The organism is Porphyromonas catoniae ATCC 51270 (assembly GCF_000565015.1).
Taxonomy (GTDB): domain Bacteria; phylum Bacteroidota; class Bacteroidia; order Bacteroidales; family Porphyromonadaceae; genus Porphyromonas; species Porphyromonas catoniae.
This window is the reverse complement of sequence record NZ_JDFF01000025.1, coordinates 66,968-82,040: the sequence shown is the minus strand read 5'-3', so window position 1 is coordinate 82,040 and position 15,073 is coordinate 66,968. Positions and strand designations below refer to the sequence as shown.

Here is a 15,073-nt window from a genome sequence, read left to right as displayed (position 1 = left end):
CCCTATAGGACAACTTTCGTTCTCTTATAGGGTAATTTCATTTCTCCTATAGGATAATACAGTTTCTCCTATAGGGTAATTTTAGGTCTCTTACGGCGGTCAAGCATTGGCCTTTGCGAGAAAGGGTTGATCGTTTGTCTTGCGCTGGGGTAGGGGAGGGGGCGGCTGATGGTAGACACTCCTTAGGTGCTTGGAGAGGCTTAGCCAAGAATACAGGATTCTATAGCTCTTCTCAATGAATACGGCATCTTTTTCCCATAGCCGACACGGATGAGTATGGTGGGATATTCATTGGGGATGCCGAGCTTTTGCGCCATTTCCAAGGCCAATTCGCTGGATTCGTTCGGCTGGTTCAGGTAGGCGTGTGCAATGCCCATTTCGGTGGTCTTCAGTAGGATGCGCTCTAGAGTCCTCCCTAAGTTTACCCACTGCTCAATCGTGTTGTCCGAAGTCGTGAGTAGAATAAAATGAGAAGAGGATGCTATTTTCTTCCGGTCTGTTTTGTTCTGGGACTTCTCATTGATGATGCTACTGATGATTGGCTTGGCGATGAAACGGGGGATGTTGGGTGCTCCGAAGACAGCGTAGCTCAACCCATCGTACGTTGCGTCCTGGTGCTTTTTGTTGTAGCGCATCCAGTGTTGCAGTTCTCGCTTAAACGCTCTGTTGTTTAATTGCAGGCTATTTCCCCGATACACCATATTGGAGATGATCTCATATTCTGGTGAGCCAATCCTAAAGAAGTGTACGCTCACGTCAGCCTCTGTATCGATGCTCTCTAGTGAAGCTATATCATCATCGGGTATGATTTGCCCATTATAGAGGCTTCGATTTGTTTGCCGTATCGGTATTTGGGGAAATAAGGAGGAAGGCTCGTTGGGCGTGGAGTCTTGCGAAAGCATGATTTTTATGACGCCACTTCCAGTAACCACCACATGGGTGCTATATCCTTTGTGGCTGGCTGCTATACATAGGTTCTCGACTGCGCAACCAAGGCTGACGAAGAGCTCTCGGTTGTCTGGGTCTACGACGGGTAGTGCTCTTGTGAAGTCAGGATAAATATCTATCTCTGATTCACTAATTTTAAATGACCATGGCTGGGTATTATGCCCAGATGGGGCTTTTGTCGCATGTCCTATCATGAATAGATAGTCTGCGTTTTGGGCGAATACGTTGCTCATTGTTTTTGTGAAATATGATAAATGTTACAGATATATCTCTCATTGCTGAATATCGCTTATCCATAAGTCTATTATCTATCCCCTTGCTATCCGCTCCCTCTGCTATCGTGTGTAAATCCTAAGAATTACAAGCGAAAGATAGTAAGAATATTGTACAGAAGTAAAGGCAACCTTGATCGCAATCGTGCCTCTGCCACGATGCCCCTCTTTTTCTCTCTGTAGGTGATGGTATAATGCGTTTTTAGTCAGAGGTTTATGCGATCTGATAAAAGTACCTACTGCGAGTTACCATAACTCGCTTCAACGAGTTATGGTAACTCGTTCAAACAAGTTGTGGTAAGTCGCTACGACGAGTTATGGTAAGTCATTGAAACGAGTTATGGTAACTCGTTGACTCCCCTTGTAAACGTAATAAACAGAGGTTGTTACGTCAGAGGTCTCGAGCCTATACCTTTGCCCTCCAAGGGTAATATATAGTCAATGTAACTTACCGATAATTGAACTCGTGGCTATGTGCCTAAGGCTATTGCGTTATCCCCTGGAATTATCCCCTACCTGTCTCTATCTGGTGAAGAAGGTGAGATGATTAATGTATAGAGTTTTAGCCTGTGAATTATCCGAGCCCCTTTCCCTCCCTTCATGCGATTTTATGATGCTGAGTAGGAGAGGGAAGGGCTCTGCTGATCGATAGAACTTGAAGGGCGAAAAGTATATAGAGTGTAATACTTTCTTAATTCTTGCGTTCATTGTTTGTATGCAGAGAGCATCCACTTAGCCCTTCTCTCTATGGGGTATAGACCAGCACAAATGTGGAAATAATGTGCAGGTGTTGCTATTATAAGTATTTGATTATCTTTGCATTCGTCCGTGGTCATTAATTGTGGTGAAGATGGACAACGTGAGAGAAGCGTTCTCACGCCTTTTTAGTGATAAGCAAGCAGATTTTAAGCACTCAAAAGCTGGTATGACAAGTAAAAAAACGCAACTGTTATGCGCATCTCTGTGTCTAGTAGCCCTCAGCCTCACGAGCTGGCGTACGCCTAGTGAGAAGGCTCAGACACCAAGGAAGGAGACACGCACGACAGCCGGTCAGCAGAGCTCCCAGATTCAGTCGGGTGAGCACCTGCTACTAGCCGACCGACTAGAGATCAAGAGCCGACTGCTCAAAGAGAAACAACGCCGGACGGCTGATCTCAAGGCAAGCAAAGAGAAAGAAGATCTCGAAGCCCCTGCCGCCGAAATCTACGGCGAAGACTCCTGGGGAAGCCACGTGAATCCCTTCGCTGGGATGGCAGTGGATATCCCCGACAGGCAGGATATCGACCTACAAGAGTTCGTGATGCCTATTGGTACACGACAGGTAACATCTAATTATGGTTACCGTCATAGCTTCGGGCGTATGCACTACGGTGTGGACCTGAAGCTCAGTACGGGAGATACGATACGTGCAGCCTTCTCGGGCAAGGTCCGTATCCGTTCGTACGAAGGACGAGGCTATGGTAACTACATAGTCATTCGCCACCCTAATGGTCTAGAGACCGTATATGGTCACATGAGCCGAGCCATCGCCCGTGAGGGTACTGTAGTCAAGGCGGGTGATCCCATTGGACTTGGTGGGAGTACAGGACGCTCCACAGGGCCACATCTTCACTTCGAAGCCCGCTTCATGGGTATTCCTCTAGACCCTACGGATCTCTTTGACTTCGTTGCTGGTGTCCCTCGCTTTGACGTCTTTGCCTTCGTTAAAGGTGCTTATCAGACGCCCCGCTCCTTCGCCGTGGCACGTGCAGTAGCCAAGCCAAAGAAGAGTGGAGAGGCAAACGAAGAGCAGTTTAAGACACATCGCATCAAGAAGGGCGAAACAATGTCTACAATCGCTCGTCACTATGGGGTCAGCGTCTCGAAGCTCTGTCGTACCAACGGCATCTCATCCAAGCAGAAACTGAGTATAGGACGTACCCTTCGCATCCCTAGCTAAGGGTGCTATCCTCTCTCCTAAGAGATAATAGATAGATATTAGGCTTCACAGACTACAGAGTAGCAAAGACTCTAGTCTGTGAAGCCTTGCTTTTTAGCTATCTTTGCGCAGAGCTTTGCTAGAGCTCTTAATAGGTATGCTTTCTCGTACATTATCACTATAACCTATCAGAATGATTACCCTCTTCAGAAGGCCAAACACATCACTTCTTTATATTGTCGAGAGCCATAGCCCGCTACGGGCAGAGTGGCTAGAGCGTCTGTCGTGGCTCTTTGGTGGAGCCCTACCTCTCGATGAGATGTCGCTCTCGGGCTACTTCGTCGGTACACGGCGTGAGCTAGTGACGCCATGGAGTACCAACGCTGTGGAGATCGTGAGGAATATGAATATCACGGATGTCATCCGTATTGAGGAGTTCACAGAGGTGAAGGGTGTAGATGCACCCTTTGACCCGATGCTGCAACACCTTTACGAAGGGATTGATCAGAGCGTCTTTGTTACACAGCATGAAGCAGAGCCTATTCGTCATATCACGGATATTCGAGCTTATAGTGAAGTAGAGGGCTTAGCCTTGAGTGAGGAGGAAATCATCTACTTGGAGAAGCTAGCAGAGCGACTAGGGCGACCTTTAACCGACAGTGAACTCTTTGGTTTCTCACAGGTCAATTCAGAGCATTGTCGACATAAGATCTTCGGTGGTACGTTCGTCATTGATGGAGAGGAGCAGGAGGCTTCACTCTTCTCCATGATTAAGGATACAAGTGCAGCGAACCCCAACCACTTAGTCTCTGCCTACAAGGATAATGTAGCGTTCATCGATGGCCCTAAGGATCTGGAGCAATTTGCTCCCGCCTCTGCTGATCGCCCAGACTACTATGAACGAAAAAGCGTAGATAGCGTGCTGAGCCTAAAGGCTGAGACACATAACTTCCCCACAACGGTAGAGCCATTTAATGGTGCCGCTACGGGTACCGGAGGGGAGATACGTGACCGTATGGCAGGTGGTCGTGCTAGTGTCCCTCTCGCCGGTACTGCAGTCTATATGACCAGCTATCCACGCCTCGCAGGGGAGCGTGCTTGGGAGAAGCACTTCCCCGCACGCCCTTGGCTCTATCAGACGCCTCAGCAGATACTCACGAAGGCTTCAAATGGGGCAAGTGACTTTGGTAATAAGTTCGGTCAGCCCTTGGTCTGTGGCTCAGTGCTGACCTTTGAGCATAAAGAGGAAGGCGAAGCAGTCGGCTATGGCTTTGATAAGGTTATAATGCTCGCGGGCGGTGTCGGCTATGCACGACGCTCCGATGCTCAGAAGGGAACACCTGAGCCCAATGAGAAGGTGGTCCTACTCGGTGGTGATAACTACCGGATCGGTATGGGGGGTGGTGCTGTTAGCTCGGTCAATACAGGTCAGTATGCAGGAGCCATAGAGCTGAATGCCGTACAACGCTCCAATCCCGAGATGCAGAAGCGTGTGGAGAATGTTATCCGAAGCCTAGCTGAAGCAGAGGATAACCCCATCATCTCTATTCATGACCACGGGGCAGGGGGACACTTGAACTGTCTATCCGAACTTGTTGAGACGACGGGTGGGCATTTCGATCTATCCAAGTTCCCGATTGGAGATGAAACGCTTTCCTCTCGTGAAATCATTGGCAACGAAAGTCAGGAGCGTATGGGGCTACTTGTCAAGGAAGAAGCCCTAGAGCGCATTGCTCGCATTGCCGAGCGTGAGCGTGCTCCGATGTATGTCGTAGGGGAAACGACAAGTGATATGCACCTTACCTTCGAGGAGAAGGGTGGGGATAAGCCTATTGACCTTGCTCTCTCGGATATGTTTGGATCTGCTCCGAAGACTTACATGTATGACAAGACGGTAGAGCGGCAGTATGCCCCACTAGCCTATGAGTCTACAAAGCTAGAGGAGTACCTCGACCTTGTCCTCCAGCAGGAGGGGGTAGGCTGTAAGGATTGGCTGACAAACAAGGTTGACCGCTCTGTGACGGGGCGTGTAGCACGCCAGCAGTGTCAGGGTCCTATCCAGCTCCCATTGAGTGACTGTGGTGTAATGGCTGTGGATTTCCGTGGGCAGGCAGGGATAGCAACTTCCATAGGTCATGCACCAGCAGCGGCGCTTGTTGATCCTGTTGCTGGCTCACAGCTTGCCATCGCTGAGGCTCTGACGAATATAGTCTTTGCGCCCCTTACCTATGGGCTGGAGGGTGTTTCGCTTAGTGCTAACTGGATGTGGCCCTGTCGGAATGAAGGAGAGGATGCACGCCTTTATGACGCTGTGGAAGCAGCTTCTGCTCTGGCTATTTCGCTAGGAATTAATATCCCCACAGGGAAGGACTCCCTCTCGATGACACAAAAGTATCCCGATGGTACAAAGGTGCTTAGTCCAGGTACAGTAATTATCAGTGCCATTGGTGAGGTGTCGGATGTGAAACAGGTACTCTCACCTGTTCTTGTCCCTAAGCCAGAGTATCCACTTTATCATATTGACTTTAGCTTTGCTCCACTTGCACTCGGAGGCTCGGCCTTTGCTCAAGCACTTGGTAAGCTAGGGGATGAGACTCCTTACATTGGTGAGCCCGAATACTTCCGTGAGGCATTCGCTGCTGTCCAAGAGTTGCTACAACGTGGAGTGCTGGTTGCAGGGCATGATATTTCGGCAGGAGGTATGGTGACAGCTCTTCTAGAGATGTGCTTTGCTAATGAAGAGGGAGGCCTTCAGGTGGATCTAAGTGCTATACCAGAGCCTGACCTTGTTAAGCTTCTCTTCGCAGAGAACCCCGGTGTACTAGTTCAGACCTCTGCTCCCGAGCTGCTCGAAGAGGTGCTGACAAGTGCTAGTATTGGCTTTGCTCGTATTGCTACTCCTACTGTCTCTGGGCGTACACTGGAGATACATCAAGGAAAGCAAGTACTCACACTCAACATTGATGAGAAGCGAGATCTTTGGTATCGCCCATCCTTCCTCATGGATCAGTACCAGAGTGGGGAGAGCCTGGCTAAGGAACGTTATACAAATTATAAGAAGCAACCTCTTCGCTACGTCTTCCCTGAGGGCTTCACAGGAAAATTCAAAGAGCTCCATGCCGATCCAAATCGTACGGCCAAAGCACCAGTCCGTGCAGCCATCCTTCGAGATAAGGGAACGAATGGCGAGCGTGAAATGGCCTATGCACTCTATCTCGCAGGTTTCGATGTCAAGGATGTACACTTGACTGATCTCATTGCTGGGCGTGAGACACTGGAGGATGTACAGATGATTGTCTTCTGTGGAGGGTTCTCAAACTCTGATGTCTTAGGCTCTGCAAAGGGATGGGCAGCAGGTATCCTCTACAACGAGCAAGCAAAGGCTACGATTGACCGCTTCTATGCACGGCCTGATACACTGAGCCTAGGTATTTGCAACGGGTGTCAGCTTATGGCAGAGCTTGGACTTCTCTACCCAGAGCATGAGCAGAAGCACCGTATGGAGCACAATGATTCGCATAAGTTTGAGAGCGCTTTCGTCAGTCTTACAATCCCAGAGAACAGCTCAGTGATGCTGGGTAATCTCTCGGGTACAACTCTTGGTGTCTGGGTGGCACATGGCGAAGGAAAGTTTGCTCTACCTTATGAGCAAGATCGCTACCATGTTATCGCTCGCTATGCATATGATGCCTATCCTGCGAACCCGAATGGATCACCGAGTGGAATCGCAGGGCTATGTAGTGCAGATGGTAGGCATCTGGCTCTAATGCCTCACCCTGAGCGTGCTATCTTCCCTTGGCAGTGTGCGTATTATCCAGATGCTCTCTGCTCTGAACACGAAGCTACTCCTTGGTTGAAAGCTTTCCGCAATGCTTACGACTGGTGTATGAGTCATAAAAACTAAGCCAGAAGGGGCTAAATCATAAAACTAAGTGAGGGGGAACTAGCCAAATAGCTAGCTCCCCCTCGCTTTTTATTTTGACTAGTAGCAGTCCTATTTTAGAGGCGGAAGACTACTGGGAGTATGAAGCGACAGCGTACAGCTTTATCATCCTTTTTCCCAGGTGTCCAACGGGGCATGGAGCGCACGACACGGATAGCCTCTGCGTCTAGTAGTGGATCGGCACCTTGGCGGACACCAATATCCCCTATGGTGCCATCACGTTCAATGACAAATTGTAAGATTACCTTCCCTTGAATCTTACTCTTGACTGCCTCTTTGGGATACTGGATGTTATTGGCTAGATACTTCATGAGAGCCTTAAATCCTCCTGGGAAAATGGGTGACTCGTCCACTGATTCATAGATTTTCTCTGGATCATCTTGGCTTGAGGCAGTCATTTCCTTAGTGGGCTGTGATTTGGTTTGGGCATAGCTCATCGTCATCCCTATGAAGAGGAAAAGGGATGCGAGTATTAAGCGGATGCCTAGGTGACTTTGTTTCTTATCCATACGTTTGATGTGTTTGTGATTAATAATGATTCAAATGTAGCGAAAAAGATATAAATGAATCCAAATCGTGTTTCTTGTCCATGTGTATGGGTTTTTTGTAGATCCTTAGTGTGTAATGTCAATAAAAGAACGACCAACGATTGAGCAAGGTAATAGAAGAGAAATAGGGTAGGGAGGCCCTCAATGCAGCAGGGCGTAGTAGACGATACACATGCTCCTGCTAAATCTTGATGATCAGCCCCAGAGTCGGGAGTACAAGCTTGCTATAATAGTCTAGCTTCCGTAGCTGATGACGGCTGGGATCGGTGGGGTCATCCATCACACGACCCGAAGTATCGAGGTTGGTATAGATAGGGGCACTGACCGAACTGCTCAGATAGGCATTCTGTACATCGACGTAGAGGTTGAGCATCCAGTGCTTGAAGTAGAACTCCTTGTCGAGGCGCAGGTCGAGCTGGTGCTTGTCGGGCAGTCTCAGCGTATTGAAGCGTTCGTAGTCTGGATAGGCACGATGTGTGACAGCCCAAGCGTCTTTATTTGTCGATAGCTCCATATCAATCGGGGTATAGGGTGCTCCACCGATGTAGCGCCAGCGTGCCGAGAGGAACCAGCTCTTGCCCAGACGATAGCTCACTAGGAGGTTGAGCATCTGCCTCGTATCCCATGACGAAGGGCGGTAGATACCCGAGATGTCGGTGAATTCGCTCCTAAACATGGTGTAGGTCGCCGTCGCAGAGAGCTGATGCCAAGGCATCAGGCGTGCCACGAGCTCTACGCCGTAGGCTCGACCTAGCCCCTTAGACAGCACGGCTTCATCCCCTACCTGCCCGTAGTCCGTACCCTTGCTGGCTAGGCTCACCCCCTCTCGCTCAGAGATCGGGTAGCCACTGTAGGACTTATAGAAGCCCTCGGCCGAGAAGCGAAGGTAGTCTCCTGGGTGGTACTCAGCCCCGAGCACGGCTTGGTTCGACATGATGTAGCGTAGACGCTCCTTGTTCACATAGCTCCCGTCCGAGGCTCGGTAGCCCATGGTCGTGTAGGAGGGTTGCATGGCATAGCGTCCGAGGTTAGCATTTAGGTCGATGTCATCCGTTAGGGCAAACGAAGCCGAGAAGCGTGGTGATAGCTGGGGAAGGGGGTTGCTCATCGTGGAGTTGAGCGTATTGCCCACGAGATTGACCCCGAGCGAGAGCTTGAGCCTCTGGTTTAGGTATTCGTCCGAAGCCTGAGCAAAGGCGGAGTAGGCGAAGAGCTTGACACGGGCATCATACGAGACGGGCACGATACGCCCCGACTGGTATATGAGCCTCTCGGCATCATTGCTATAATCAGCGTAGCGGAGGCCAGCACCGAAGCTGAGCTTGAAGGGGAGGCTCGTGTACATACGCTCGTAGCGTAGCTTGTTCTCCGTCTCATCAGACTGGTACTCCGAGAGCTTGCCCTGAGCGGGGTCGTTGCCCTGATACTTCACACCACCATTGCGTAGCATATTGCGACTAAGCATCCAGCTATCCACATGCCCCCTGCCATAGTGCTTGTAGACAGCACCAATCGTGTAGTTCCACTGCTTGTACTCGGGGAGATAGCTCAGGATATACCGCTGTACCTCTGTGCCCGTGGTCTGTAGCTGGCTATTGAGGCGCATATTGTCGATCGCCCCAATACCCACGATGGACAGCTCATGGTGGGCATCGAAGCGATACTTATACTTGAGCTGGAAGTCATTGTAGGTCGGGAGGAAGGGTAGCTTAATGGCCTTGAAGAGCCACTGCAGGTAAGACTGACGAGCCGACACGATGATCGACGACTTACGCCCTAGTGGCCCCTCTAGGGTAAGGGCAGCATCGGAGGCACCAACCGAAGCCTTGATGTGCATGCGGTCTGTGTCACCGTCTCGCTGCTTGATCTCCATCACGGAGCTTAGCGCATTGGTTCGACTTGCAGGGAAAGCACCCGTATAGAAGTTAATCTCTCGGACGAAGTCAGGGTTAATCATCCCCACGCCCCCACCCGATGCACCCTGCGTAGCGAAGTGATTGATCACGGGGATCTCGATACCATCTAGGTAAAAGACATTCTCCGAAGGCCCCCCACCACGCACGATCAGGTCATTACGATTAGGGTCTGTTGCTCCGACACCAGGTAGTGTCTGTACCAGCTTCGAGACATCTCTATTAGCCCCTGCACTCTTCTCGATCTGCTTTAGGCTGAGGGTTTGCAGAGAGAGTGGGCTCTCGGCTCGCTTGAGGAGTCTATTGGGGCGAACGAGTACCTCGGCTAGGCTGGTTGAGGTCTCGTTTAAGGCGATGTCAATAAAGCTCGTTTGGTTACCGAGGACGTGGACTTCCGAGGAAATCGTCGTCTCGTACCCGAGCATACTCACCACGAGGCGGACGAAGCCCGGCTGAACGCTGGGGATAGTGAAGCGCCCGAGCGAGTCCGTTGTCGCTCCTTGGGTCGTACCTTGTACTCGTACGGTGGCGAACTCTAGGGGATCGTGACTTGTCGCGCTATATACCTGTCCTTTGATTGTTCCTTGCTGTGCAAGGAGTGTCGTTGTGGAGAGCACTAGAGCCAGCAAGGCGTAGTATAACCTTATCATTTAAGTCATTTTATGCATACGACCTTCACACACTTGCAGAGCATACTGCGGTCTAATTTTTCGGAGTGCTATAGATGGACGCACCGAAGGAGACCTGCGGATGTACTAAAACCTGAGCATAAAGTTACAAATACATTCATATCTACATGCGGATTGATATTGCTGTATGAAACGTGGAGGCTGGAGGGTATAGAACCAAGTCTGCCTCCGATAACATAAACTCTGTATCTGTAACTTAATCTTTTCGGATGGAACTTATTCTATTCCACCTTGATAAACAGGACGGATAAAAATGTGCTGTGACGAGTTACCATAAGTCGTCATAACGAGTTATGGTAAGTCGGTTTAACGAGTTGTGGTAAGTCATCAAAGCGAGTTATGGTAACTCGTTACAACGACTTATAGTAAGTCTTTGCCCTCCTTTCAGAAGCCCTGTATCTAGGGCGTTTGTGCGGGGCTTGGATATCGCTATGAGGGGGCTAGCTATCCCATAAGTTTAATCCCTCCCTTTCGGCTCAATGCCGATCCCAAGGGAAAGGATTACTCTATCAGAGACCCTGTGGATGCCTCTCTCCCAAATCAGGTGTTATGGAGTCTACTTAGGAGGTACGCTGTAGAGAAACCTTCTTCACGAGTTGTCCATCTTCGAAGAGGAGGATGTTGTAATGCTCATCGTCCTTAGACTGGGTGAGATCTGCGAGGAACTTATCTTGGAAGACAGAGCACCACGTGGTATTATAGTAGCGGAAGTCAATGCTGAGGATCGGCTCTGGATGGAGGAAGATCTCCGACCGCAAGTCCATGGCGACGAAGAGCGGACGTGCACCCAACTGCTCGGCATAATGTGTGACAGATGAGAGCGTAGGGCAGGAAGGTGAGCTACAGCCCTCTTGGTAGATATAGACGAGCCATTTACCACCCTTTCGTGCGATTGCTTCCCATAGCTCACGCCCATTAACGAGGAGCACCGACCTCTGCTGTCGAACTTGGGCTAGAGCTTTATCCAAGTCCGTCAAACTGCCTTGGGAGAAGACGACACGTGCCTGCAGCTCTTTTGGGAGTTGGTTATACCCCGTTGTCAAGCCATAGACACGGATGACACCTGTGCAGAGCAGTAGCGCAAGAAGGGCGATAAGACACCCGATGAATGAGCCTATTCCGATAGACCACTTTGCTAATCGTCGCATAGAGTAAACACCGTATGAGTCGGTAGTTTGGAGATGATCCCATTGTGCCCTCCCCTCAAAGGTAGGATATTTAGAATGAGTTACCCCTTTTATTCCCTCCGTCCAAGGGAATATAAAGAGCCCGCCCCGCAGCTACCATTGGGTAGGTGCGGGGCGGGCTGTATTTAGGGAGGCTCGTGCCGTGGGGGCTACTTGCCGGCGAGGGTGCGTAGACGTTCCTCGGTCTTGGTGCGAAGGTGCTCTGAGAGCTCTTCCTCGGGAATACGCTGGAGGACATCTGCAACGAAGGCATTGCTGAGCATCAGCTTGGCTTCCTGAAGGGCAATCCCTCGCTGACGCATATAGAAGAGTGCATCCTCGCTGAGCTGCCCTGTGGTCATCCCGTGGGAGCACTTCACGTCGTCGGCATAGATCTCCAGCTGAGGCTTGGACTGCATGCGAGCAGAGGGCGAGAGCAGGAGGTTGCGATTGTTCTGATAGGCCTGCGTCTTCTGCGCATCTTGTGCCACGAGGATACGTCCGGTGAAGACACCACGACTCTCATCGAGGAGGATGTACTTGAAGAGCTCATCCGAGGTACAGTGGGGCACTGCGTGCTCGATGAAGGAGAAGTTATCGGTGTGCATACGCTCGCTGGTGAGTGAGAAGCCCGAGACACGTAGGTCGGCCTCCTCTTCGGCGAGGGTGATGAAGTAGTTATTGCGGGTCGTGCCGTTCCTGAGCGTCAGTGTGGAGAGGTCAGCGTGGCTACCGCCCATCTGGCGGACGTAGGCAGAGGTCAAGCGAATATTGTCCGAGCCTGACTCCTCCCGATCAATGAGCGAGAAGCGTGCGCCACGGCCGACATAGACCTCTAGGGTGCGTAGGGTCATCGCCCGTACGTCCTCCTCGGGGCAGTCCTTGTAGTAGACCGCCAGCTCAGCAGCGTCCTCCACAATGAAGAGGGCACGCTCGATCGCTAAGTGCCCCTCTGTGCGAGGAAGGATATAGCGAAGCTCGATATGCCCGGGTACCTTCAGTCCTCGTGGGACATAGACGACGAAGACCTCATTGACCAGCAGGGTAGAGAGGGCGACGAGCCCATCCTTAGAGGCGGGAGCGATACGGGCATAATGCTCCTGAGCGACCTCGGGATAGAGACGAACGAAGTCCGAGATAGAGCCGATGAATACGCCTTCGGGGACGACCTGCGAAGCCCAGTAGGGAGAGCCCTCCTGAGTGAGGAGCTGCCAGTCGTGCTCGAAGAGCTTGGGGAGGTCGGTGCGCTGGTAGTCTTCGCTCTTGAAGGCGGGTAGCCCGAGGCGTGCGAAGGCATCGAAGGCCTCCTCCCGATAGTGCTGTAGGAGGGGCACTCGCTGACGCAGCTCATCGGCGTGCGCTGCGTACAGATCGAGATAGTGCTTAGTCTGTGCGTCCATCGCTCGTCTAGTCCTTTACCTCGTCCTTGATCCAGTCGTAGCCCTTCTGCTCGAGCTCTAGGGCTAGCTCTGGACCACCACTACGCACGATACGCCCCTTGTAGAGGACATGGACGTAGTCGGGGTGGATGTAGTCCAGCAGACGCTGGTAGTGTGTGATGACGATCGTAGCGTTCTCGGGGCTACGGAGCTCATTCACTCCCTTGGCCACGATACGTAGGGCGTCGATATCCAGACCGCTATCGGTCTCGTCGAGGATCGCCAGCTTAGGCTCGAGCATAGCCATCTGGAAGATCTCGTTGCGCTTCTTCTCCCCGCCCGAGAAACCTTCGTTGACGGAGCGGCTAGCGAGCTTATTGTCGAGCTCCACGAGTTCGCGCTTCTGCTTCATGAGCTTGAGGAACTCTGCTGCGGGGATGGGATCTAGCCCCTGTGCCTTGCGCTTCTCATTGAGGGCAGCACGCATGAAGTTCACCATGCTCACCCCTGGGATCTCCACAGGATACTGGAAGCTCATGAAGAGCCCTAGGTGGGCACGCTCCTCGGGCTCTAGCTCTAGAAGGTCTTGCCCCTCGAAGAGGACTTCGCCCTCGGTGACTTCGTAGTTGGGATTACCGACGAGGACAGAGGAGAGGGTACTCTTCCCCGAGCCGTTAGGCCCCATGATGGCATGGATCTCACCCTTCTTGACCTCGAGGTTGATCCCCTTGAGTATTTCCTTATCTGCGATAGCAGCGTGGAGGTTACGTATCTGTAGCATATCTATTGATCGTATCTAGTCTTATTGTATATAATGGGAATGCGAAGGGGGGGGGAGCACTAGCCCACGGAGCCTTCGAGGGAGATAGAAAGGAGCTTCTGCGCCTCGACGGCGAACTCCATAGGGAGCTTGTTCATGACCTCCTTGGCATAGCCATTGACGATCAGCCCTACGGCCTCCTCTACGCCTATGCCTCGCTGCTGGCAGTAGAAGATCTGATCTTCGCTGATCTTGCTCGTCGTGGCCTCGTGCTCGATGATCGCCGTATCGTTGTCCACATGCACGTAGGGGAAGGTATGCGCTCCACAGCGGTCGCTCAGCAGGAGGCTGTCGCACTGGGAGTGATTGCGGGCATTCTCTGCATCAGGGCCTGCGTAGACGAGCCCACGGTAGCTATTCTGACTCTGCCCTGCGGAGATACCCTTGGAGACGATGCGGCTACGGGTGTTCTTCCCGAGGTGGATCATCTTCGTGCCGGTATCTGCCTGCTGGAAGTTGTTGGTCACCGCCACGGAGTAGAACTCTGCCACGGAGTCATCGCCCTGCAGAATACAGCTGGGATACTTCCACGTGATAGCAGAGCCGGTCTCGACCTGCGTCCAAGAGAGCTTAGAGGCAGTGCCACGGCAGAGGCCACGCTTGGTGACGAAGTTATACACACCGCCCTTGCCCTCCTTGTCGCCAGGGTACCAATTCTGCACCGTGGAGTACTTCACCTCGGCATCCTTCTCGACGATGATCTCGACGATAGCGGCATGGAGCTGGTTCTCGTCACGCTGGGGGGCAGTACAGCCCTCTAGGTAACTGACGTAGGCGCCCTCATCGGCGACGATCAGGGTGCGCTCGAACTGTCCTGTATTGATCGCATTGATGCGGAAGTAGGTGGAGAGCTCCATCGGGCAACGTGTCCCCTTCGGGATGTAGACAAAGGAGCCATCGCTGAAGACGGCAGAGTTCAGCGCAGCGAAGTAGTTGTCCTTATACGGGACGACCACCCCAAGGTACTGACGTACTAGCTCGGGGTACTCATGCACAGCCTCGCTGAAGGAGCAGAAGATAATCCCCTTCTCGGCGAGCGTCTCACGGAAGGTCGTCTTGACCGACACTGAGTCCATGACGGCATCGACAGCGATACCGCTCAGCATCTTCTGTTCCTCGAGGGGAATACCCAACTTCTCAAAGGTGCGAAGGAGCTCGGGGTCTACCTCATCGAGACTCTTCGGCCCTTCCTTCTTCTTAGGCGCAGCGTAGTAGATGATGTCCTGATAGTCGATCGGGGGGATCTTCAGGAGTGCCCAGTCAGGCTGCTCCAGAGTCTGCCAGTAGCGGAAGGCCTCTAGGCGAAACTCCAGTAGCCACTCGGGCTCACCCTTCTTCTCAGAGATCAAGCGCACGGTGTCCTCAGTGAGTCCCTTGCCGATGGTCTCTGTATCTATATCTGTCGTAAAGCCGTATTTATAGTCACTCGATGTTACCTCATCGATGATCTGATCGTTATCCTGCATGTAGAAAATCT

General features: G+C 51.8%; 9 protein-coding genes. 2 read left to right on the top strand and 7 right to left on the bottom strand.

The features are described from left to right. Positions 1-200: 200 nt before the first annotated feature. Complete coding sequence (locus tag HMPREF0636_RS07840) at positions 201-1,181, bottom strand: Acg family FMN-binding oxidoreductase (protein WP_044169634.1); 981 nt, start codon at positions 1,179-1,181, stop codon at positions 201-203. A gap of 964 nt (positions 1,182-2,145) precedes the next feature. Between HMPREF0636_RS07840 and HMPREF0636_RS07835 the strand changes: the two genes are divergently transcribed. Beyond that, positions 2,146-3,159 (top strand): peptidoglycan DD-metalloendopeptidase family protein, encoded by a 1,014-nt coding sequence (locus HMPREF0636_RS07835; protein WP_044169716.1) that lies wholly within the window; start codon positions 2,146-2,148, stop codon positions 3,157-3,159. A gap of 172 nt (positions 3,160-3,331) precedes the next feature. Continuing rightward, positions 3,332-7,042, top strand: coding sequence for a phosphoribosylformylglycinamidine synthase (purL, locus tag HMPREF0636_RS07830; protein WP_044169633.1), 3,711 nt, complete (start codon positions 3,332-3,334; stop codon positions 7,040-7,042). Between the two features lie 95 nt (positions 7,043-7,137). On the opposite strand, the gene HMPREF0636_RS07825 is transcribed toward purL, so the two are convergent. The 6 genes from HMPREF0636_RS07825 to sufB form a co-directional block, all read right to left on the bottom strand. Next, positions 7,138-7,590 carry an energy transducer TonB gene (locus HMPREF0636_RS07825; RefSeq protein WP_044169631.1) on the bottom strand — a complete coding sequence of 151 codons (453 nt, stop codon included), beginning with the start codon at positions 7,588-7,590 and terminating at the stop codon, positions 7,138-7,140. Between the two features lie 220 nt (positions 7,591-7,810). Then, positions 7,811-10,192, bottom strand: a complete 2,382-nt coding sequence (locus HMPREF0636_RS07820) for a TonB-dependent receptor (RefSeq protein WP_044169630.1) — start codon at positions 10,190-10,192, stop codon at positions 7,811-7,813. Between the two features lie 599 nt (positions 10,193-10,791). Further along, positions 10,792-11,379 (bottom strand): hypothetical protein, encoded by a 588-nt coding sequence (locus tag HMPREF0636_RS07815; RefSeq protein ID WP_044169628.1) that lies wholly within the window; start codon positions 11,377-11,379, stop codon positions 10,792-10,794. Positions 11,380-11,567: 188 nt separating this feature from the next. After that, positions 11,568-12,797, bottom strand: a complete 1,230-nt coding sequence (gene sufD / locus HMPREF0636_RS07810) for a Fe-S cluster assembly protein SufD (protein WP_044169626.1) — start codon at positions 12,795-12,797, stop codon at positions 11,568-11,570. 7 nt (positions 12,798-12,804) lie between these two features. Further along, positions 12,805-13,557 carry a Fe-S cluster assembly ATPase SufC gene (gene sufC, locus HMPREF0636_RS07805; RefSeq protein ID WP_044169625.1) on the bottom strand — a complete coding sequence of 251 codons (753 nt, stop codon included), beginning with the start codon at positions 13,555-13,557 and terminating at the stop codon, positions 12,805-12,807. A gap of 59 nt (positions 13,558-13,616) precedes the next feature. Continuing rightward, positions 13,617-15,062: a Fe-S cluster assembly protein SufB gene (gene sufB, locus HMPREF0636_RS07800; protein ID WP_044169624.1), complete on the bottom strand. Its 1,446-nt coding sequence runs from the start codon at positions 15,060-15,062 to the stop codon at positions 13,617-13,619. Positions 15,063-15,073: the final 11 nt, after the last annotated feature.